This is a genomic window from Idiomarina loihiensis, assembly GCF_024584785.1.
Lineage (GTDB): Bacteria > Pseudomonadota > Gammaproteobacteria > Enterobacterales > Alteromonadaceae > Pseudidiomarina > Pseudidiomarina fusca.
Window position 1 is genome coordinate 2,171,845 of sequence record NZ_CP074112.1, and the last position, 22,166, is coordinate 2,194,010.

At 48.3% G+C, this 22,166-nt stretch carries 21 protein-coding genes; 9 read left to right on the forward strand and 12 right to left on the reverse strand.

Annotated elements, in window-relative coordinates; all coding sequences use genetic code 11:
* Positions 1-68: 68 nt before the first annotated feature.
* Complete coding sequence (gene rsmD / locus KGF88_RS10390; protein WP_153827057.1) at positions 69-719, forward strand: 16S rRNA (guanine(966)-N(2))-methyltransferase RsmD; 651 nt, start codon at positions 69-71, stop codon at positions 717-719.
* A 21-nt stretch (positions 720-740) separates the two neighbouring features.
* Complete coding sequence (locus tag KGF88_RS10395; RefSeq protein ID WP_153827056.1) at positions 741-1,019, forward strand: DUF1145 domain-containing protein; 279 nt, start codon at positions 741-743, stop codon at positions 1,017-1,019.
* A gap of 5 nt (positions 1,020-1,024) precedes the next feature.
* On the opposite strand, the gene KGF88_RS10400 is transcribed toward KGF88_RS10395, so the two are convergent.
* Complete coding sequence (locus tag KGF88_RS10400) at positions 1,025-1,639, reverse strand: YjaG family protein (RefSeq protein WP_153827055.1); 615 nt, start codon at positions 1,637-1,639, stop codon at positions 1,025-1,027.
* Positions 1,640-1,674: 35 nt separating this feature from the next.
* Here KGF88_RS10400 and KGF88_RS10405 point away from each other — a divergent pair, with 35 nt between their 5' ends.
* Positions 1,675-2,661 (forward strand): threonine ammonia-lyase, encoded by a 987-nt coding sequence (locus tag KGF88_RS10405; RefSeq protein WP_153827054.1) that lies wholly within the window; start codon positions 1,675-1,677, stop codon positions 2,659-2,661.
* Here the strand turns inward: KGF88_RS10405 and KGF88_RS10410 are convergent.
* The 4 genes from KGF88_RS10410 to KGF88_RS10425 form a co-directional block, all read right to left on the reverse strand.
* Positions 2,598-3,017: a VOC family protein gene (locus tag KGF88_RS10410; RefSeq protein WP_153827053.1), complete on the reverse strand. Its 420-nt coding sequence runs from the start codon at positions 3,015-3,017 to the stop codon at positions 2,598-2,600. The genes KGF88_RS10405 and KGF88_RS10410 overlap by 64 nt on opposite strands.
* A 36-nt stretch (positions 3,018-3,053) precedes the next feature.
* A complete protein-coding gene (locus KGF88_RS10415) occupies positions 3,054-3,263 on the reverse strand; it encodes a hypothetical protein (RefSeq protein ID WP_110076735.1) in 210 nt (69 codons plus the stop codon).
* Between the two features lie 89 nt (positions 3,264-3,352).
* Positions 3,353-4,516, reverse strand: a complete 1,164-nt coding sequence (locus tag KGF88_RS10420; RefSeq protein ID WP_110076734.1) for a cystathionine gamma-synthase — start codon at positions 4,514-4,516, stop codon at positions 3,353-3,355.
* Between the two features lie 2 nt (positions 4,517-4,518).
* Positions 4,519-5,490: a PLP-dependent cysteine synthase family protein gene (locus tag KGF88_RS10425; RefSeq protein ID WP_110076733.1), complete on the reverse strand. Its 972-nt coding sequence runs from the start codon at positions 5,488-5,490 to the stop codon at positions 4,519-4,521.
* 126 nt (positions 5,491-5,616) lie between these two features.
* Between KGF88_RS10425 and KGF88_RS10430 the strand changes: the two genes are divergently transcribed.
* The gene (locus tag KGF88_RS10430) at positions 5,617-6,282 is read left to right on the forward strand and encodes a hypothetical protein (RefSeq protein WP_110076732.1); all 666 of its coding nucleotides are present in this window, start codon (positions 5,617-5,619) and stop codon (positions 6,280-6,282) included.
* A gap of 4 nt (positions 6,283-6,286) precedes the next feature.
* A complete protein-coding gene (ltaE, locus tag KGF88_RS10435) occupies positions 6,287-7,309 on the forward strand; it encodes a low-specificity L-threonine aldolase (protein WP_153827052.1) in 1,023 nt (340 codons plus the stop codon).
* Here ltaE and KGF88_RS10440 read toward each other — a convergent pair.
* The 3 genes from KGF88_RS10440 to KGF88_RS10450 all read right to left on the reverse strand — a co-directional run bounded on the left by KGF88_RS10440 (position 7,295) and on the right by KGF88_RS10450 (position 9,927).
* A complete protein-coding gene (locus KGF88_RS10440; RefSeq protein ID WP_162014609.1) occupies positions 7,295-8,821 on the reverse strand; it encodes a YifB family Mg chelatase-like AAA ATPase in 1,527 nt (508 codons plus the stop codon). The two genes, ltaE and KGF88_RS10440, sit on opposite strands and share 15 nt — an antisense overlap.
* 119 nt (positions 8,822-8,940) lie before the next feature.
* Positions 8,941-9,681: a ferredoxin--NADP reductase gene (locus KGF88_RS10445; protein WP_153827050.1), complete on the reverse strand. Its 741-nt coding sequence runs from the start codon at positions 9,679-9,681 to the stop codon at positions 8,941-8,943.
* 6 nt (positions 9,682-9,687) lie between these two features.
* Positions 9,688-9,927: an accessory factor UbiK family protein gene (locus KGF88_RS10450; protein ID WP_110076729.1), complete on the reverse strand. Its 240-nt coding sequence runs from the start codon at positions 9,925-9,927 to the stop codon at positions 9,688-9,690.
* Between the two features lie 134 nt (positions 9,928-10,061).
* On the opposite strand from KGF88_RS10450, the gene rep reads away from it, so the two are divergent.
* Positions 10,062-12,074 carry a DNA helicase Rep gene (gene rep, locus KGF88_RS10455; protein ID WP_194928201.1) on the forward strand — a complete coding sequence of 671 codons (2,013 nt, stop codon included), beginning with the start codon at positions 10,062-10,064 and terminating at the stop codon, positions 12,072-12,074.
* Here the strand turns inward: rep and KGF88_RS10460 are convergent.
* A complete protein-coding gene (locus KGF88_RS10460; protein ID WP_228759553.1) occupies positions 12,071-14,701 on the reverse strand; it encodes a sensor domain-containing phosphodiesterase in 2,631 nt (876 codons plus the stop codon). The genes rep and KGF88_RS10460 overlap by 4 nt on opposite strands.
* A gap of 185 nt (positions 14,702-14,886) precedes the next feature.
* Complete coding sequence (locus KGF88_RS10465; protein WP_228759556.1) at positions 14,887-15,264, reverse strand: c-type cytochrome; 378 nt, start codon at positions 15,262-15,264, stop codon at positions 14,887-14,889.
* Between the two features lie 140 nt (positions 15,265-15,404).
* On the opposite strand from KGF88_RS10465, the gene dinB reads away from it, so the two are divergent.
* Positions 15,405-16,487 carry a DNA polymerase IV gene (gene dinB / locus KGF88_RS10470; protein ID WP_153827049.1) on the forward strand — a complete coding sequence of 361 codons (1,083 nt, stop codon included), beginning with the start codon at positions 15,405-15,407 and terminating at the stop codon, positions 16,485-16,487.
* Between the two features lie 10 nt (positions 16,488-16,497).
* Here dinB and KGF88_RS10475 read toward each other — a convergent pair whose 3' ends face one another.
* Positions 16,498-17,367: a prephenate dehydratase gene (locus KGF88_RS10475; protein ID WP_153827048.1), complete on the reverse strand. Its 870-nt coding sequence runs from the start codon at positions 17,365-17,367 to the stop codon at positions 16,498-16,500.
* A 155-nt stretch (positions 17,368-17,522) separates the two neighbouring features.
* Here KGF88_RS10475 and KGF88_RS10480 point away from each other — a divergent pair, with 155 nt between their 5' ends.
* Both KGF88_RS10480 and alr read left to right on the forward strand, forming a co-directional pair.
* A complete protein-coding gene (locus KGF88_RS10480) occupies positions 17,523-18,896 on the forward strand; it encodes a Na+/H+ antiporter NhaC family protein (RefSeq protein WP_153827047.1) in 1,374 nt (457 codons plus the stop codon).
* 51 nt (positions 18,897-18,947) lie between these two features.
* Positions 18,948-20,051, forward strand: a complete 1,104-nt coding sequence (alr, locus tag KGF88_RS10485) for an alanine racemase (protein ID WP_153827046.1) — start codon at positions 18,948-18,950, stop codon at positions 20,049-20,051.
* On the opposite strand, the gene KGF88_RS10490 is transcribed toward alr, so the two are convergent.
* A complete protein-coding gene (locus tag KGF88_RS10490) occupies positions 20,052-22,124 on the reverse strand; it encodes a S9 family peptidase (RefSeq protein ID WP_110076723.1) in 2,073 nt (690 codons plus the stop codon).
* Positions 22,125-22,166: the final 42 nt, after the last annotated feature.

A 22,166-nucleotide genomic window follows, 5' to 3' on the forward strand; every position in this document is an offset into this window, starting at 1 on the left:
AGTTCTGTGCTGCTCGGTTACAATGCCCAACAGTTTACCATGTCAAACCCTAGAAGGCGTACTTTAGCATGCCAAACCGCTCAAACAAGCAGAAAAAAACCAGCCACAAAGGTGCTGGCGAACTCCGCCTTATTGGTGGTTTTTTGCGTGGCCGCAAATTAAGCATCGCTGATTTACCAGGGCTACGACCAACCACCGATAGAATTCGCGAAACCCTATTCAACTGGCTGCAGTTTGAGCTGGCCCAACAACGCGTGCTCGACGCCTTTGCTGGCAGCGGAGCGCTAGGTTTCGAGGCGCTCTCACGGGGGGCTGCGAGCGTGATCCTGTTAGAGCGCAATAAGCAAGCCGCGACCTTATTGCAACAACATGCAAAGGTACTCAACCAAGCCATGCAGGCCAGAGACCTAGCAGAGCCTTGTCAGGCCGAGGCACTAGCAACGGATGCTTTAACCTATTTAGCGCAACCAGCGCCGCAGCAGTTTGATGTGGTCTTTATCGACCCGCCGTTTCAACAAGGCCTTGCTGATAAATGCATTGCGGCACTTGAGCAGCAGCAATGGCTAGCACCAGACAGTTGGGTGTATGTGGAAACAGAGGCGAATTGGATTGCGCAAGTGCCAGCTCATTGGCATTTGTATCGAGAGAAGCGAGCTGGCCAAGTCGCCTTTCGCTTATATCAAGTAACTAGCACCAACGTGACTCCGATACCAGAGTAACAGTTAATTAGGATAACAATAATGAGTATGGCAGTTTGGGCGGGACGTTTATTATTTGCTTTGGTATGGGCCGCGATGCTAGCCAATTTGGTCTGGCCGTTTCCTGGTAAAGGCTTTGCGCTTTTTCTCATCTTAATGATGGTACTGATTGCGGTGCATTTGTTGCAATTACTGATGTTTGTCACCGTCTACAAAGAGCATATTTTGTGGCGACGAGGTGACTATTGGCAAATAGTCATTTTTGGCATTATTGGTTGGCTTGCCATTGTCCAATCACAACCGCAACGCCAACCAAAGTAGAGTCGTTAATCAGCTAAGCTAACCCCAATATTGGAGACGCCTTCGTCTGCTACCATTTGGCGCACCTGTTGCACCAGTGCCTGACTTGGTTGAGGCTGGCTGGCGGCAAGGGTCTCCAAAAAGTTTAACATGGCTTGTTGCACTTCAACTTCGTACACCGCCAACTCATGCTCGCGCAATAGTTTGCGGCGCTGCTCGGCAGACATCTCAGCACCTTCGGTTAGCTCAAGGAATTTCGCTACGCCAGCTTGAGATACTTTTGCGACGCTAACGAAATCAGCGCTGTTGTTATCCATCAGTCCTTGCAATAAAGTACTGATTGCGGTGCAAGCATCCATCGCCGGATAAACACCAAGCATATCGTGGCCATGTTCGCTAGGCGTCTCGTCATCGACTTTCTCTTGCCAGCGAGCAAAGTTCACTTTAACTTTCTTAGGTTGCCAGACCCATTCCCAACAGGCATTAAGTGCACCTTGCAAGGGTTTTGGATCACCAAAGCCGGTGACCTGATGAAAGAGTTCATAGTTAGGTAGCATGCGCTGACTCAAATAGAGCGCCAGCAGCGTTTGATAAGGCATAGGTAGCGCACGAATGCGCTCAAAAGTATTGAGTACCGCCATAATGTCCTCATATTTATTTAGTCACAGGAGTATACATGCATTTATCACTAAACACCGAATACTCTGAGGTTGTTGCAGCAGCAAAACGACTGGCGGGGCGCACTCGGCGTACCAATGTCATCGTCAATCAGCAGCTTAATGACGCCTTAGGTGCTACCTTGATGCTCAAATGTGAACATACTCAGCACACGGGGGCGTTTAAATTTCGAGGCGCTTGTAATGCCCTTTTGCAGCTTACCCCAGCGCAACGTCAAGCGGGGGTGTATACGGTTTCGTCAGGTAATCATGGTGCGGCTTTAGCTGCTGCTGGGCAACAGCTGGGGATTGCGGTAACCGTAGGAGTCGCTACCAATGCCTCACCGATAAAACGCGCGAACATGCAGCGCTATGGCGCCGAATTGATCGATATAGAGCCTGGCATGGCTGCCCGTGAAGCTTTTGTCGCAGCTCGCGAACCTAGTGGTGGCATCTTTGTGCCACCCTACGACCATCCTCACATTCTGCAAGGCCAAGGCACGGCGGCGCTAGAATTATTACAAGAGTATCCAGAGTTAGAGGTGTTACTCGCCCCGCTTGGTGGCGGCGGTCTGTTAAGCGGGACTGCGATCGTGGGTAAGCAGCACCAAGTAGCCAACGTGTATGGGATTGAACCTGAATTAGCTGCCGATGGCTATGCCAGTTTTAAAACCGGTGTGTTGCAACCAGCAATGCCACCGTTGAGCATTTGTGATGGCTTGCTCACCCGCGTCGGAGAGCATACCTTTGCCCGTATTAAAGCGTGGGTAGATAAGATTTTACTGGTGAATGATGACCAAGTGCTGCAAGCCCAAGCACTGGTATGGGAGCACACCCAACAATGGATAGAGCCGTCGTCAGCAACAGTTATCGCAGCCATAACGCGCTACCCTGAACTATTTCAGGGTAAACGTGTTGGAGTGATTATTAGTGGTGGTAATTGTCAGCGAGCAAATAACAGATCTAAGTCTTGGAAGGCCTTAAACTCAAGTGCATTGCCACAGTAATCGTAAAAGAACATGGTGGCTTGTTCGCCCGGCTGGCCGGCGAAGCGAATATGTGGTTCTATCACAAACTTGATGCCTGCCGCGGTCACTTGCTCAGCTAATTGCTGCCATTGCGGCATAGTTAGCACCACGCCAAAGTGAGGTACCGGAACCTCATGCCCATCAACCGGATTATGGTGAGCCACGCCGGCACGCTCGGGTGCTAAATGAGTCACTAATTGGTGCCCAAAGAAATCCCAGTCAACCCATTGTGCTGCGCTGCGACCTTCAGCTAAGCCCAATACGTTACCGTAAAAGGCTCGCGCTTGCTCAATAGAGCTTACTGGAATAGCCAAATGAAAAGGTTGTAACTGCATTGACCCTACTGCCTCGTGGCTCGTTAATCGTCTTAATTAATGTTTAATCGGCATGGCTGCGGCTGGCTTGTGCCAGAGTCGGTAGCCGACTGCCAACATAAGCACCAACCAATTCACTGGCGGTACTAACCCTAAAGTTAGTACCGCTAAGGTATTCCACAACGGCTGGCGATAGTGCTGCCCTACCAATCCATAAAACAACAACGCCGCAAGTAAACCCTGCAATAAAAACAGGCTAATAGGCATAGATGTTCCTTAATGTCTCGTTATTATTGTGGAAATAAGCCTACCTTATCTTCATTGAATTGTAAAAGATGTTTAAATTTTCTGACATATTAAGCGCTTAGAGCACGATCTAAATCTGCAATAAGATCTTCAACGTCTTCAATCCCCACTGAAATCCTTACAAAGTTGTCAAGAATGCCCAACTTGGCACGATTTTCGGCAGGAATAGATGCATGGGTCATGATCGCCGGATGCTCAATCAAGCTCTCCACTCCGCCCAAGCTTTCCGCTAGAGCGAAAATTTCTACAGCTTCTAAAAAGCGGCGTGCTTTATCGAGGTCGCCTTTCAATAAAATAGAAATCATGCCGCCAAAGCCGGTCATTTGTTGCTTAGCGAGCTGGTGTTGCGGGTGACTTGGTAAGCCCGGGTAAATGACTTTTTCTACTTGCGGATGCTGATCTAACCATTGTGCAATCTTCAGTGCAGCAGCATTATGGTGCTGCATACGCAACGCCAGAGTTTTCACCCCGCGCAATGCTAGATAACTGTCGAATGGCCCGGCAATAGCACCTACAGCATTTTGTAAAAAGGTCATTTGCTCAGCTATCTCGGCGTTATCGCCAACCACCGCAATACCACCAACCATATCTGAGTGACCATTCAAATATTTAGTAGCCGAGTGCATCACCACGTCTGCGCCGAGCTCTAACGGACGTTGATTAAAAGGTGTCGCAAAGGTGTTGTCCACCACAACCCAAATATTATGCTGCTTTGCTAGCTTGCACACGGCGGCAATATCAACCAACTTCAACATCGGATTACTTGGCGTTTCAATCCAAATCATCTTGGTACTGCCAGTAATAGCGGCAGCGACTGCTGCTAGATCGGTTAAATCGACGTACGAGAAGTTCAGCCCTGCTGAACGTCCACGAACCTTATCAAATAGACGGAAGGTACCGCCGTACAAGTCGTCCATCGCGATCACATGGTCCCCGCTGTTCAGCAGTTCCATGATGGTTGAGGTTGCGGCCATCCCTGAAGCGAACGCATAACCATGCTGGCCGCCCTCAAGATTCGCTACCGCGCGCTCCCAAGCAAAACGTGTTGGGTTGTGCGAGCGTGAATACTCAAACCCTTTGTGTACACCGGGGCTCTCTTGAATATACGTAGAGCTGGTAAAAATAGGCGGCATGACCGCGCCAGTCGCCGGTTCAGGTGCTTGTCCGCCATGAATAGCACGAGTTGCAAATTTTAGTGTCTTTTGGTCAGCCATTATTACTTCTCCAGCAGGCCTTTCTCGGCCATCCAATCGTCATTGTAGAGTTTTGATAAATAGCGATTACCAGTGTCACAAGCCAAGGTAACCACACGTTTAGGACTGGTTTGCTCACGGCAATAGCGGAGCGCGGCAGCAATCAAAGTACCGCTTGATGACCCTACCATCACGCCTTCTTTCACCAACAGCTCACGGGCCGTATGAAAGGCTTCTTTGTCACTGATAGCATAAGCTTTGTTAGCTAAGTTGATCTGACAAATATCTGGCACGAAATCTTCTCCTATGCCCTCTACTAACCAACTACCTGCAGTTACTTCTTCATTGCGATTAATCAAAGGTTCTAAAATAGAGCCCTCTGGGTCAGCGAGAACCAAATCAACCTGTGGGTTTTGTTCGCGTAAATAGCTACCAATACCGGATAGCGTTCCGCCTGAACCTACGCCGCACACAAAGGCATCCAGCTGGCCTTGCATCTGTTGCCAAATTTCAGGTCCGGTCGTGCGATAATGAGCTGCCACGTTGGCTGGGTTAGTAAATTGATTCACATAGAACCAACCATGTTCAGCAGCCAAGCGCTCAGCCATATCTTGGTAGTATTCAGGGTGGCCTTTACCCACGTCTGAACGAGTACGAATCACTTCAGCACCCATGGCTTTTAAGTTATTCACTTTTTCTGCCGACATTTTGTCTGGCATCACAATTTTTAGCGGGTAGCCTTTACTGGCAGCAACCAAGGCTAAGCCTAAACCGGTATTGCCTGCGGTAGCTTCAATAATCGTCATTCCAGGGCGTAATTTGCCCTGTTGTTCAGCGGCTTCAATCATGCTTACCGCAATACGGTCTTTAATCGAGCCACCTGGATTCAGCAGTTCTAATTTCAAATACAACTCACAGGGGCCGGTATCAATATTACTAACTTTGACCATCGGCGTGTTGCCAATCATTTCTAAAACGTTCTGATAAACATGCATATGAATGAATTCCGCTACTAGGTTCGCTTAAAATATAATGGCATTATCGCACGGTGCAGTGTTCCATAGCAAAAGCCGGTGTGGCAGAGTAATAGCACCTGAGCTACATAACAATAAAGGATAATCATGGCTAATCAACCGCAACCTCAGTATCAGCAAGTTAGGCGTACATTGTTAACCCGAGCGAAACCAGCTTGGTACCTTAGCACCATTGCTGCCAGTGGCTTGCTGTTAAGTGCCTGCGGCCAACCAACAGCCTCGGTCGAAAGCCCTCAACAACAGTTCATGGCGGCTTTTAAACCTTATTGCGGACAAGCCTTCAGCGCCACTATCGTGGCCGATAATCAGCCGAGCCCAGCCTGGGATCATCCGTTAGTGGTGCATATTCGCGATTGTGAAGCTAATACCATTCGGATGCCGTTGCATGTTGGTGACGATCGTTCACGTACATGGGTACTAACCAGACAACAAACTCAACAACAAGAAGTTATTGATTTTCAACATTATCATTTGCATGAAGATGGTAGCGCCGATGCCGTCTCACCATACGGTGGCCAAACTGTACAAGCTGGCAGCGCTAGTAAGCAGGCATTTCCTGTCGATGAGGCCAGTAAAGCTTTGTTTGTCGCGAATGGATTGGATGTGTCTACCACCAATACTTGGACGTTTGAGTTTGTTGACGCCAATACCCTAAGCTATCAATTGAGCCGGCCGGGTCGTTTATTTGAAGTTCACATTGATCTCAGTCAACCCATACCAGTACCGCCACCAGCTTGGGGTTATCAGGAGTAGAGCCATGCTAGATTTACGGAGCGATACGGTCACCAAACCAACAGCGGCCATGCGTGCCGCAATGGCAGCAGCGCCCGTTGGCGATGATGTTTTTGGGGATGATCCTACCATCAATGCATTGCAACAACGCATTGCCAAATTGGCTGGTAAAGAAGCCGCGCTCATTGCTAGTAGTGGTACCCAAACCAATTTATTAGCTCTCCTCAGTCACTGTCAACGTGGCGATGAGTACTTAGTTGGTCAGGAATATCACACCTATCGCTATGAAGCTGGTGGCGCCGCAGTGCTAGGTGGCATCGTACCGCAGCCGTTTGAATTGGAAGCGGATGGTACGCTTAACTTAACTCAAGTCGAAAAACGAATTAAGCCCGATGACCCGCATTTTCCAATCACTCGCTTACTATCTTTGGAGAATACTCATACGGGTAAAGTGATTAGCCAAGACTTTATGCTCAAGGCACGTAAACTTTGCAATAAACATGGCCTTAAGCTGCATTTAGATGGCGCCCGCATTTTTAACGCCTGTGTAGCTAATAAACAATCACTGGCCACCCTTGTTGAACCCTTCGATAGTGTCTCTATCTGTTTTTCTAAAGGGCTAGGCACGCCCATTGGCTCCGTCTTGGTAGGTTCGCACAAACTCATCGAACGTGCCCGGCGCTGGCGCAAAATGCTCGGTGGCGGCATGCGCCAAGCTGGGATCGTAGCGGCCGCAATGGATTATGCCCTTGACCATCATCTTGAGCGGCTTGCCGACGATCATCGACATGCACAGCAACTACACGACGGATTAATGCAGTTAAGCCAGAACGGCGCTGCTATTACCGTAGAGCCAGCGCAAACTAACATGGTTTACCTCAACTACAACAGCACCGACGACGCGCAGAAAGTGAGTACACACTTACGTGAGCAGGGCATTATTGTTGGAGCAGGCCAACGGCTGCGACTAGTCACTCATTTAGATATCAGCAGCCAGGATATTGAACGCGTGATCATTGCTTTTGATCAGGCCTTAAAGTTGTTGTAATTGTTGAAGTAACCGGTCTAAAGCCCGATAACTTAAACTTTCGGCAAGATGGCTACGCTGAATCTCCGAAGCTTGTGCAGCGTCGGCAATGGTTCGCGCTAACCGCAAGGTGCGGTGATAGGCCCGATGGGATAGCTGCAAGCGCTCGATGGCTTGCACCAAAAACTGATGATCCGCATCACTCAAGCAGCAATGCTCTGCCAGTTGACTCGGTTTAAGCTCAACATTTAAACAGCCTTGTCGCGCCAGTTGTACCTCGCGTGCGCTGGCCACTTGCTGGCGCCAAAGCGCAGTTAGCGGTGGCTGAGCAACCTCACGCTGGGCGAGCACCTCCGGCTGTCGCGGCACATCCACTTGCATATCGATGCGATCAAGCAAGGGGCCAGAAAGCTTGCCAAGATAGCGCATGATTTGCTCTGGGCTCGAGCGCGCACTTGCCAAGGTGCCATCAAATTGTCCGCACGGTGATGGATTAAGAGCACAAACCAGTTGAAACTTTGCTGGAAACTGCGCTTGGTAACCCGCCCGGCTTATGGTGACGTGACCTGACTCCAAGGGTTCGCGCAGTGAATCTAACACATGACGCTGAAATTCTGGCAACTCATCTAAAAACAAAATTGAGCGATGAGCTAGAGAAATTTCACCTGGCCGTGGTGGCGAACCTCCGCCCACCAGTGCTGCTGCTGAACAGGAATGGTGCGGCGCTCGAACACAGCGTTGCTGCCAATGTTGGGGCTGCTCCGTTGCGTTTGAAATACTCCGTACTGCGGCTACTTCTAAGCCTTCTTGTTCAGCCAAATGAGGCAAGAGCCCCAGCAGGCGTTGGGCGAGCATGGTTTTGCCAGTGCCCGGGGGGCCTACAAAAAGTAAGTGATGACCTCCCATGGCCGCCAACAATAGCGCCCGCTTCGCTTGCTCTTGTCCAATGACATCGGCAACATCGCCAAAGGGTTCCAAATCGACATGGGGCTCTTGATACTTGATATAAGGAAGCCCATGCGGGCCCTGCAAATGGCTCACCACATCGCGCAGGCTGATGGCCGCAACACACTGTTGTTGCTTTAAGATGCTGGCTTCGGGGGCATTATCAAGGGGAATAACAGCTTCTCGGCCCTCATCTCGACAGGCCAATACCGCCGGCAAAATACCTAATACCGAACGTAAATCACCGTTAAGCGTTAACTCACCAAAAAATTCACGGCTTTCAACTTTTGCCGACGACAACTGCTTATCGGCCACTAATATGCCGATAGCTATAGCAAGATCATAGCGCGCACCGTGCTTAGGTAAATCTGCTGGAGCCAAATTGATGGTGATTTTTTTTGCTTTGGGGAATAAATACCCGCTGGCCATAATCGCTGATCTAACCCGATCCTTGGCTTCGCGCACACCAGCCTGAGGTAAACCGACCATGTTGAAACCTGGCAGACCGGCCGCTAGGCAAACTTCTACCGTAACTAAAGGGGCGTCCATACCATACAAGGCGCGCGTATAGACTTGCGCTAAACTGATTGAGCTCATAACCACTCCGTGGTGAAAAGACCTCAGTTTAGCGCGGTAAGAAGCACTTGTTGCTATCGCAATAGCGGATTGCGGCTGCGGATTTTACGCAACCTTGCTCGGCAAATGACTTACCAGTAATGCTCCATGGTGACATTACCAGGCTTGCGCCGGAGGTTTTTCGGTAACCCGAGATCTGCGAGCACTTGTTTGGCATCACGAATCATGTCCGGATTACCACAAAGCATAACTTGTGCACTGGTATCTAACTGGTCTGCTAGCGCAGCTTGCAAAGCTCCTGATTCAATCAAAGCCGGCACCCGACCCGACAAAGCCCCGGTAACCTGCTCACGACTCACTATCGGCTGATAGCTGAATTGTTGTGGATACTGCTGTAACCACTGTTGCGCTAGGTTCTGATAGGCTAAATCGCTGGCATAACGCACCGCATGAACTAGATGAATCCGTTTGAACCGTTGCCAAGGCTCTGCCGTACCTAGCATCGAAAAATACGGCCCCACCCCGGTACCGGTCGCAATGAGCCACAAGCTCTCACCATCCGGCACTTCGTTCAGGGTAAAAAAGCCACTTGGTGGCTGTGATACTTCAATTCTTTGCCCTGCCTGTAAGCCATGTAATAACGGCGATAACAAGCCATCTTGAATACGGTTGACCAAAAACTCTAATTCATCTGCGGTGGGCGCGTTAACCAATGAATACGCGCGTTGTACCCGTTGCCCGTCTACTTCTATACCCAGACGCACAAATTGCCCCGCAATAAAATCAAACTTAGGAGTACGCACCTTTAAGGTGAATAAATCTTGATTCCAGGCGTAGTTTTCAACTACTTCGCCCGTTAGCCATTGTGCCATGATGATTTACTCTGGTTTTTGCATTGCTGCTAAATCACGCTCTAACTGCTCTACCCGCTGCCGTAGACGCAATAATAACTGCTGCTGCACATCTAATTCTTCACGCGTAACCACATCTAATTTGCCTAACTGCTGCTGCAAAATAGTTTTTACGCGCTGCTCAAAACTACCCGCTAAATCTTTGATCCCTGCAGGAATGCTGTCATTAATCTGGCGGGCTATGTCTTCTATTTTTTTCGCATCCATAACAACCCCTTATCTTTATCTGGTGGTGGCTGACATCATTAACGTTTAGCTTAGCAAGAAGTTGCGGTAAAATCTGCTTTTCATACGCTTTACCCAGCTTTTGTCACCTCCAACAAGAAGGTTGTTTATTCGTCATGCTGTTGAACCCTCGTCAACAAGAGGCCGTGCGGGCCATTACTGGACCGGTACTGGTTTTAGCTGGCGCAGGTAGTGGCAAAACACGAGTCATTACAGAAAAAATTGCCCATTTAATTACTCGATGTGGTTACCCTGCGAAACATATTGCGGCGGTGACCTTTACCAATAAAGCAGCCAAAGAAATGAAAGAGCGGGTTGGGCAAACTCTCGGTCGTGAGTATACCCGTGGATTAACGGTTTCTACTTTTCACACCTTGGGCTTAACGATTATCAAAAAAGAAGTTACTCAGCTCAACATGAAAGCGGGCTTCTCTTTATTTGATGATCAAGACAGCTTGGCACTCTTAAATGCCTTAACTGAACCTGAATTAGATGGAGACAAAGAGCTCCTGAAACGCTTACAACACAAGATTGGGCAATGGAAAAATGCCATGCTCCTGCCCGATCAGGCACTAGCCCAAGCGCAAACCGATGATGATAAGTTATTTGCTGAGTTTTATCGGCGCTATCAACAAAATATGAGAGCCTGCAACGCACTCGACTTTGACGATCTGATTTTACTGCCAACGCTCTTGCTGCGCACTAACGAGGCGGTTCGTCAGCGCTGGCAGCAGAAGTTTCAGTACCTTTTGGTTGATGAGTATCAAGATACCAATACCAGTCAGTACGAGCTCGTTCGGTTACTGGTGGGGGATCAAGCAAACTTTACGGTAGTAGGTGACGACGATCAGTCGATTTATTCTTGGCGTGGGGCCCAGCCCCAAAACTTGGCTTTGTTACAGCGTGATTTTCCGCAGTTGCAGGTGATTAAACTCGAGCAGAATTATCGTTCCCATGGGCGGATTCTAAAAGCGGCGAATATTCTTATCGAGAATAACCCCCACGTTTTTGAAAAGAAGCTCTTCTCAGAAATGGAATACGGAGTGCCACTGCGGGTTATCTATGGGCGCAATGAAGAACATGAAGCTGAACGAGTGATCGCAGAAATTGTGCGTCGACGCTTTCTAGAGCGTACTCCTTATTCGCAATTCGCCTTGCTTTATCGGGGCAATCATCAAGCACGGATTTTCGAGAAAGCTTTGATTGCCAACCGAATTCCCTATCGTATGACTGGCGGCCAAAGCTTTTTTGCGCGGGCCGAAATCAAAGACATGATGGCCTATCTAAGGCTATTAGTTAATCCAACCGATGATACCGCCTTTATTCGCATCATTAACTGCCCCAAACGTGGCATCGGTCCGAATACCGTGGAGCGGATCGGCGAGTTAGCGCACGAGCTGCATACAGGGCTCCTTGAGGCAGCAAACCATCAAGCACTCAAAACTCGTTTGGGCGCACGCGAGTTTCAGTCGGTGCAATATTTTTGTCAGCTGATACAACGCTGTGCTCGACGTTGCGACCATCAACCAGAGGCTGCATCGGCCTTGTTTGATTTGCTTAAAACGATAGGCTACGAAGAGTGGCTTTACGAAACCAGCCCGAGTGTCAGTGCCGCTGAAATGCGCTGGAAAAACATCAATGAGTTGATGCGGTGGGTGTCAGATATGCTAAAGGGTGATGCTGAACACGAGCCACTTAGCCTTGCCGATACGGTAGCTAAATTGTGTTTACGAGACATGATGTCACGCCAAGAAGAAGCCGAACAAGGCGATCAAGTACAGTTGATGACTTTGCATGCATCCAAAGGCTTGGAGTTCCCGCATGTATTTATGGTAGGCATGGAAGAAGGTTTACTCCCACATCAATCCAGTATTGATGAAAACATGGTGGAAGAAGAACGCCGGCTTGCCTACGTAGGCATTACTCGAGCACAGCAGTCTCTTACCTTTACCATGGCGAAAGAACGTCGACAATATGGTGATACCCTACGCCCTGAGCCTAGTAGATTTTTATTTGAACTCCCCCAAGATGATTTAGAGTGGGAAGAGCAAACCATAGCCACAGAAGCTCAGCAAGAGCAAACACGGTTATCAGGGATCGCACTACTGCGTAAAGCTATGGAAGATTAAGCTCGCGTTGCCGACTTCCTGGTCGGCTGGGCATTGAATGGTGACTTTACTTGCTGGGGCTCTCCAAACAATTGGCCTTGCCCGATATTCACGCCATTATGGATAAGCGCCTGTAATTGATCGTGATTATCAACGCCCGCTGCGGCAATTTCGATGGCTAGATCGCGGCATAGATGCACCACATTTCGTACCATCACTTGTGCTCTTTGGCTGGTCGCAATGTCCGCCACAAAGCGCGGGTCTAACTTCACATGGGTAAAGGGATAATTCAAAATAAATTGCAGTGCTCCTGCACTACGGCCAAACTCGTTCAGCGCCAAACCTACCCCGAGCTCAGCTAACTGACGCAAACAGCTCAGCTGGCGTTTGGAGTTATCATTAAGCTCAGTCTCACTAAACTCTAGGATCAACGACTCTGGCGCAACTCCAGAGTTAGTGATGATATCAATTAATACCTTCACATCTGCCAGTTTATAAAGATGCTTACTAGACAGGCCCACATAGATAGGTAACGGCTGATCTTCAGCCTGTAAAATAGCGCAACAGCGTTTCAGCATCCAATGATCAAGCGCCAACGTCATCCCGGTTTTGTCAGCTACTGCATTAAAGCGATCTGCCGGAAGCAAGCTATCATCGCGTTGCCACCTTAGTTGCAATTCACGGGCAACTTCTGTGTTATCGCGCAGATCGGCTAAGGTAAACTGTTGTAATACAAAATCTTGGTCAAATTGAGCATGCCGCAATTCGGTTTCGCGATGCAACGAGGCCACCAAATCCTGGTGAATACTTTCATCAAAGACCACATAGCGACCGCGGCCCATACTTTTTGCTTGATACATGGCAGCATCAGCATCGCGCAGTAAACGCTCTGCCGAATCATTGCGCGATTTACACTCGGCGATACCCACGCTGGCACCCGAATAATGTTCGCTCTCACCAAAGACAAACGGCAATCGCATTTTTTCAATAATGCGCGATGCAACATCTCTAGCATCGTCAATATGGCGAATCATATCTAGTAAAATAACAAACTCATCGCCACCTAATCGTGCCACTGTGTCATTATCGCGAATGCACTCACCAATCCGACGACTCGCTTCAAGCAAGAACTCATCACCCGCCGAATGGCCTAGCGTGTCATTAATATTTTTGAAGCGGTCTAAATCAACAAACAGCACCGCAAAATTATGGTGCGGGAAGCGCTTTTTATGCTTCAGCGTTTGCTGTAACCGCTCAGTAAACATGGAGCGATTCGGTAAGCCCGTTAACGCATCATGGTGCGCGTCATAGAATAGTTTTTCTTCTACTTTTTTACGGCGCTCAATTTCGCTAACCAGCTCTTCTGTACGCTCCGCTACCTTACGCTCAAGATAGGCATTAACGCGTTTAACTTCATCGGCATTCCGACGGCGCTCGATGGCTACCGCAACATGTTGTGATACGAAGTTAAGAAGCTCTAAATCGTCCTGCTTATAGGTGATGTCATTCACGTAGGTTTGCACGGATAACACCCCAATCACTTCGTCTTCAACCACCAAAGGCGAGCCCAACCACTGCGTTGGATGAGTACCGTAATAGCTTACCGCATCTTCCACTTCACCTGCCTGCACCAGCTGTTGATACTTGGCTCGGTCAATGAATACCGGTTGCGCATGACGGATAACATACTCGGTCATGCCTTTAGCTAACTTACGTTCGCGTTGTAAATTGCCATCATAGGCATCAACACTGTAGGGAAACTCCAGCACACCTCGGTCTTGATTAATCAGAGCAACAAAGAAGTTATCGTTATTGATGAGCATCCCTATCTGTCGATAAAGCTGTTCATAGAAGGTTTGCATGGACTCAGAGGTGTTGGTAATTTCCGAAATCGCAAACAACACGGAGGTTAATTTTTCAGCTCGCTCGCGGACACTAATTTCATTAATCAGATCATCATTAATCTGCCGTAATTTTGCGGTTTGACGAGCAATTTCTGCCTGCATGTATTCACGCTGACGAACTCTATCTAAAGCATTTACAATGTGTTGCGAAACGAATAACAATAACTCTTGGTCTTGCTCTGTGTAGCGAATCTGCTCAGAGTAACTCTGCACCACCATGGCACCAACCACTTGACCATTTGAGCGCAAAGGCACCCCTAACCAGTCTACTGGAGGTGACCCTAAGTCGCGAATTTCACCTCGCTCTTTTAACCGTCCAAAGACCTCAATATCATACAAAAATGGCTTACCCGTACGCATCACATAACCGGTTAAGCCTTGCCCTAGCACCTCAGCCGGAATCACTTGCTCAAGGGCCGGAAAATCATCATATTCATCCACAAAATAGACAAACTGAACCGTGTCTTTAGCTTGGTCATACAAACAAATGTAAAAGTTTCGAGCATCCATCAGCTCGCCAATAATGGCGTGCACCGATGCATAGAAATCTTGCATGTTTTGTACAGAAGAGGCTAATTCAGAGATTTTAAACAGTGCTTTTTGCACCACTTCAGATTGGCGATATTTAAGTGCTAGTTTTTGCAGACGTGCAACAGCCTTACGCAGGCGCGTAATTTCTTTGCTTTCGGTGTTCTGCACTGCTGAAGTTTGAGCTTCAGGCTGCATCCCTGTTGACGTAGGCATAAGCTAGCTGTTTCGTTTTGTTTAATTGTTGTTTTTGTTTTATTTATTGTTTTAAAACTAACCAACCTCAAAGTATATATTTACATTGCTAAATTACAAAGAGATTTATAAAAAAAAGCTCAAATTATAGACACAAAAAAAACCGCCGAAGCGGTTTTTTCTATTCATGTTATGAATGCTAACTATTAAATTTCAGCAATCATAAAATCGATAGCAGCTTGGATTTCTTCATCGCTACAGTCGTTACAGGTACCTTTAGGTGGCATCGCATTGATACCTTCAATAGCATGCTTCAGCACTGTATCCATGCCTTGAGCTAAGCGTGGCTCCCAATCGGCTGCATTGTTTAATTTAGGAGCACCTAACACCCCAGAGGTATGACAAGCAACACAGAACTTGCTGTAAACTGCTTCACCAGAACGCGCGCCACCAGAACTTGCAGCTGCGGCTGGAGCAGCTCCAGCTACCCGTACTTGCGCTACCGGTGCAATGCGCTCTTTAATATCTGCGGTACTTTGTTGTGGTACTACAGCAGCACTTGCACCACCTACGACAAATGCCATTGCGGCAACCATTAAACGGCTAGATTTAAAAATAGATAATACGTTCACAGTAAACTCCTGATTGAGCTAATGAGCTTGCACGCTCGGTTTGTTGTTGCGATTATAGCCAGATTCCACTCAAGGTTAAATACTTCCGTGCAATGTCAACCAATCCTAGCTTAGATACGCGTAAAATTGCCCTTTTGGATCTGGATGCTTTCTTTGCCAGTGCTGAACTCTTGCGCCAACCACAACTGCGCGATAAGCCTTTTGCGGTGGGTGGTGGCGGTGATCGCGGAGTGGTTGCTACTGCTAATTATTTAGCGCGGCAATATGGCGTGCGCAGTGCAATGGCCGGCAGCCAGGCTCGACGATTATGCCCACAACTTATCTTCGTCCGCCCCGATCATGCATACTATCGCGCTATGTCCAATCAAGTTTTCGAGGTGCTACAACAGTATACCGAGACGATTGAACCTGCTTCTATCGACGAATTCTATTTAGATCTTACCCACAACAAGCACTATCAAGGGAGTGCCAGCTTAACGGTTAGTGCTATTCGAGAGCAACTACGAGCGCTAGGTTTAACCGCATCGGCGGGCATTTCTAATCAAAAGATGGTAGCTAAAATAGCTAGCGAAGAAAACAAGCCTGATGGTCAGTATTTAGTAACCCCAGAGCAAGTGAGCGCTTATCTTGCGCAATTAGATCTAAAGCGAATCCCCGGAATTGGACCGAAAAGTTTACAAAAATTGCATTACGCTGGCTTATTTTTAGGTAAAGATGTCCAACAAGCTGAGTTAACCAGTTTACAACGCATTTTAGGCGAAAAGGCAGGCTGGTTAGTTTATCAACGTTGTTTAGGTAACGACCCAAGAGCTGTGATTACCGAGCGTGTGCGCAAAAGTGTTGGAGTGGAAGAAACCCTAAGCCAAGATGCCACGAGCCTACGCCAACTCGAACAGTTCCTTGAACAAGTGCTACTGCCGCAATTGCAGAAGCGGATGAAAGTAAGTAACTGGCAGCAAGCCTTCATTAAAAGCCAGACGATTAAGTTAAAGTTTTCAGATTTTCAACAAACAACCGTATCCCGAACGGCTAACTTAGCGTCACCCAGCTTATTTTATCAACTGCTACGAGATGCCTGGGATAGGCGCCAGCAACGGCAAGTCCGGCTCATTGGCATCAGCGTGGCGCTACCCGACCCTGATGATGCCCTGCAATTGGAATTGGAGCTGGAGTAAGCGACTGCGACTAGGAGCTAAACTCATAGCTGCCTAACTGAATCACCTGGTTACGCAACTCAATCGCACTTAACGCAGCCTGTACGCGTGGATGCTGCAAGTGCCCTTCAAACTCGATAAAAAAGTGGTAGTGCCCGAAGCGCTGCCCGGTTGGTCGCGACACCAACGCCAATAGGTTAATTTGATGAACCGCAAAAGCTTGTAAATGCTCGAGTAAGAGCCCCGGATGGTCTGCGTCATCGACAATAACTATCGAAGATTTATAGCGGATCGAATGATCCGGTGCGGCTAAAGGCTGTGGCTGCTGTACCGCCACAAATCGAGTGACATTGTGGGCGTAATCTGTCACATCATGTTCCACCCAAGCCCAGTCCGCTGCGCTAGTATTAGGCTCGACCGCTGCCAACAGGTGCTCTGGAATGATTGCTGCCGCCGCCTGGGTTGTTGCTTGCAACTGCGCCAACGCTGCGGTATTGCTGGCGGTAGAAATCACCTCAATATCATGTTGCGATAACCAATCGCTGCATTGTCCTTGGGCAACAAACTGCGCGAAAATAACGTTCGGCTGTGGGTGATTTGCAACTACCGAAAAGCGCACCGGAATAGCCACCTCAGCAATAATTTGCAAAGGCTGCTTTAGAAAGCTATCAACGACTGGTGAAACAATCCCCTCAACGATATTTTCTAACGGCACTACCGCAATCCCCGCCTGCTCAGGGATGGCCTGCAGCGTTCGGGAAAGAGAGCTGTAGAAACTTATCGTAGGCGGCGCCTTGGTAAATTGCGGTAGGCGCAATACCTCACGCGCAGCTAACTCTGAGAACGTACCTGAAGGACCCAAAGTTGCGAGAAAAGTGGCTGAACTGCTAGTGGCTGGCACGAGATGCTTTACATCCTTTAACGATATCTTTGTATGAGTTGCAGTGAGATTAACTTACACGCTTTTATTCACAGATAAAAGTTACAGATTGTATTGAATTAGCATCTAGGTATTGGCAGTATGGCTGCTGACTTTATCGCTCAAGGCAGATGCGTATGGATTGGCTCACATTGCTACCCCCCTTGGTAGCCATTATCGTGGTTTTTTGGCGCAAAGAAGTGATTGTTGCGCTACTCCTTGGCATTTTTACCTCAGAATTATTATTACTTTTACACCATCAACAGCCACTTTGGAGCGCTGGTGCTGCCATGCTAGAGCGTATCATTGCCGTCTTTAGTTCGGCCGGTAACACTCGTATTCTCATTTTTAGTTTGCTGGTAGGTGCGCTGCTTGCCTATGTGCGTGAGTCTGGTGGCGTGACTGCCATGGTCAATAGTTTACTCAAACGTGGTTTTGGCAAAACGAAGCGCAGTGCCAGCTTAATGACCGTTTTTACCGGAGTTTTTATATTTATTGAATCCAACCTTAGTGTGCTCACTGCGGGTATATTATCTCGCGGCTTATTTGAGAAGCTAGGCATGAGTAGAGCGCGATTGGCCTATTTGATTGATAGTACCAGCGCTCCCATCTGTATTTTGATTCTGCTTAATGGCTGGGGTGCCTACGTGCTCGGTATGTTAGAACAACAGCAACTGCCGGGGTCTTCGGTTGCCACCCTCTGGGCGACCATTCCATTCAACTTTTACGCACTCATTACCTTAGCTCTGGTGTTTTATACTGCCATTAGTGGCAAAGTACATGGCGCATTAGCTAAACATGAACAACAACCCCAGCCACCGCAAGATATCCAGCCGCAGGCCCCAAGCAACAGCAAGGCGCGTTACATGCTGGTACCTTTAACCGTCATGGTCGTGGGAATGATCGCATTTATGGTGATTACGGGCGACGGTAATCTAACCGCTGGTGATGGCTCAAAATCAGTGCTTTATGCTACAGCGTTAGCCTGTTTGGTCGCCTACTTGATGCTCTTGGTCAGCCGTCGTAACAGCCATCAGCAATTAGTGACGATTGGCTTTAAAGGCATGAGCGAATTATTACCGCTGGTAACTATCGTTTTGTTATCATTAGCGCTTGGTGCTAGCGTCCGTGAACTTGGCACAGGAACTTTTTTGGCCGGGTTAGTCGGTGACTATCTACCGTTGGTACTGATAGCCCCGATGCTATTTATTGCTGGTGCCCTGATTAGCTTTACCACCGGCACCTCGTGGGGCACTTTTGCTATTCTAATCCCGATTGCGGCACCCTTAATAATAGCACTAGATTTGCCAGCTCCCCTACTTTTGGCCGCGGTGCTTGGCGGAGGGGTTTTCGGTGACCATTGCTCACCCATTTCAGATACCACAGCTGTATCTGCGCTGGCGTCAGGCAGCGATTTGCTTGACCATGTTCGCACCCAGTTACCTTATGCACTGGTTGCTGGTGGGCTTACGGTAATTTTATATACAGTGGCAAGCTGGCTGATGCTTTAAGCTCGCCAGCTGATTTGTTTTTGCTACCAACTATTTGGATAATCATCAAACATGACACACGGTTTGCACTTTCGCTCTACTCGCGCCGAAATATCACGCCAAGCGCTTACCCACAATGTGCAACTCATCAAAGAAAAGTTGGGCAATAATTACCTTATCGGCGTAGTTAAGGCTGACGCTTATGGACACGGGATGATCAGCACGGCACAGGCTATAGCAGCTAACGTTGATGCTTACGCAGTGGCTTACATTGACGAAGCTCTAGCCTTACGCGAAGCTGGCTTAACCCAGCCCATTGTATTACTCGAAGGCTGTTTCAGCGCTGCCGAGCTTCCTATCTGTGCACATTACAATTTACTCCCGGTGATTCATCAGCAACACCAACTCGATGCCGTGCTCACTACACGCTTGGCTCGTCCTGTTGGGGTCTGGCTAAAGGCTGATACAGGATTACACCGATTAGGCTGGCGTCCAGAGCAATTACCCGCCGTTTATCAACAACTCGATCAGTCTACGCAAGTTGCTTCTATCACGCTGATGTCGCACCTAGCGATTGGAGATACACGCCATCAATTCACCCAACAACAGCTAGAGGCCTTTACTGATCTTTGTGCCCAAACCAAGCCCTCAGCTCAGATGAGTGTCATCAATAGTCCAGCATTATTAAGTGCCACTAAGGATATCAGCAATGGTTATGCTCATTGGGTTCGCAGCGGTATTGCCATGTACGGTGTCGCTCCTATTTTAGAAGGAGTTGAACTCCCTCCATTGCAACCGGTGATGCGCCTTCTCGCTCCGATCATCGCCTTACGTGATATTCCTCAGGGCGATACGGTCGGTTACGGTGGTACTTGGCGAGCAACGCGTCCGAGTAAAATTGCAACCGTTGCCATCGGCTATGCTGATGGTTACCCACGCAGTGCAGCCAACGGCACTCCAGTTTGGCTTCACGGTAAACAGGTGCCCTTAGCCGGTACTGTATCTATGGATATGATTACGCTTGATGTAACCGACCTAGAGCAGGTCGCCATTGGCGATGAGGTTGAGCTGTGGGGGCCTAATCTAAGTGTGAATATCGTTGCGGAACACGCCAACACCATCAGTTACGATTTGTTTACTGGGGTTAGTCAACGTGTTCCTAGACTCGAAGTTTAATTACTCGGCTGGCGTGGGCTTCTGATACAACTTAAACCACGCTAGCGTATGTTCAATTTTTGCGATCATATTCGATGGTCTTGCGCTGACCGAATGAGAGGCGTCTGGCACCCTCACCATCACCGTATCTACCTTGCGCAATTGCAATGCTTGATAATATTGCTCTATTTCAGACATCGGCACTCGACGGTCGTTTTCACCGCTAAAGAGCAATACTGGGGTTGTTACATTTTCAACCAACGAAAGTGGTGAGCGCTGCCAGTAGTGATCCACATCTTGCCATGGCAATGCCGGAAATTGATTCGCAATCTGACCCAAGTAGCTATCTGCCGTAAGCGTTTTGCTGATCCAGTTAATGACCGGGTTGGTTGCAGCGGCAGCGTTAAAACGATCGGTTAACCCCACCGCATAGGTGGTTGCGATACCACCAGCAGAGCCACCAGCAATGAATAAATTATTACCGTCAACAAAGCCTTTTGCTAACAGCGCATCGATACCCGACATGTGGTCTGCAAAGTCACGTTCTGACGCATAGTAACCGTCAAGCTTTAACGCATGTTCAGCACCGTAACTGGTGCTACCCCGATAGTTGTTGTAGAAGACTACGTAGCCAGCCGCAGCATAGCGCTGATGTTCAGCTGCAAACATGGGGCTGTAGGCTAAATGCGGGCCACCATGAATTTCTAGCAATAGTGGGTACTTTTTATTGGGGTCAAAATTGGGTGGAGTGATATACCAACCATGAATCTCCGTGTCGTCAAAACTCGATTTGTAAGTGATCTCGTGCACTTCTCCAAGTGTTTTATGCGCAAGTAAATCTTCATTGAGCTTGGTTAATTGGCGCGCCTTCGTGCTAGTTACCGAGTCTAACAAAGCAACATCTGCTGGTCGGTATGAACTAGCTCGCGTATAGACGACCTGCCCCGTATTAGTAGCAATAGAATAACTACCGCTGGTGTAAGGTCGCGAAATATATTCACCGCCAACATCACTGACCCCCTCGGTTAACCGCCCATTTAATCTTACTTGCCCCAACTTAACGAGGCCGCGGTCGGTAAATTGAATGGCCAACGCACTATTATTAATCCATTGTGGGTTTTCTACCGAGCGGTCCCAGTCCGCTAACAACGCCTGCTGCTGATTCTTACCTAAATCTAAAACTTGGAGTCGATTATGATGATAAGCAATGGGTTCGTTTCCTCGATGCAAGAACGCCAACAGCTTGCCATTCGGTGACAAGGTTGGAGCAAACTCACGTCCAGGCAACGTAGTTAACTGGCTCAGCTCCTTATCTTTCACTCTTACTTGCCATAAATCAGCTTCTGCCACTTGATATTCCCAATCGGTAGAACGGTTCGCTGAAAAAATAAGGTGGCTATTATCTGCACTCCAAACTAGGGGGCCCGAATGGCTGTAAGGACCTTCCGTTAGCTGGCGTGCATGCCCTCCTTCAGCTGGAACAACAAAAACTTGACTGTATTGATTGGCCAAAATGCCGGCACCATCGCGCTGATAATAAGTTCTCTCCACGATGGTAGGCGCTTTTGCCCAGTTTGCAGAAGCGGGCTGTTGCGGGCGGTAAACCGAGCGAGCAAACTCCGATTTAGGCGCATCAACGTTCATCATAAAAGCTAGCCAGCGTCCATCATGAGACCAGCTCAACTGACTTGGACTCTGGTCTACCGCAGTCACAACTGACATAGTTTTCTGCGCTACATAATAGACATGAATCTGATTACGGCCTTCATGACTGGTGGTAAAAGCCAAGCGTTTACCATCCGGCGACCAGGTAGGATTCGCATAACCATGAGCCATGGTTAGCAATGGAGTATGCTCGCCACTTTGGGTATTGATCAACCACAAGTGGCGCTTGCTATTATCCTTAATCATGTCAAAGCTGTTACGGCTATAGATTACCCACTTCCCGTCAGGAGAAATTTGGGGACCTGCTGCATGCTCAAGTGCAAAGATATCTTCTGGCATGAAGGTTTCAACTGCTGGCTCTGCACTTACAACTGCGACATTTAGTAGCACCGCCAGCGGTCCGCTCCAGCGTAATAAGCTCTTAATCATGACATTCTCCAAACTAAACGTTTTGTTTTTATTAGTAATTAA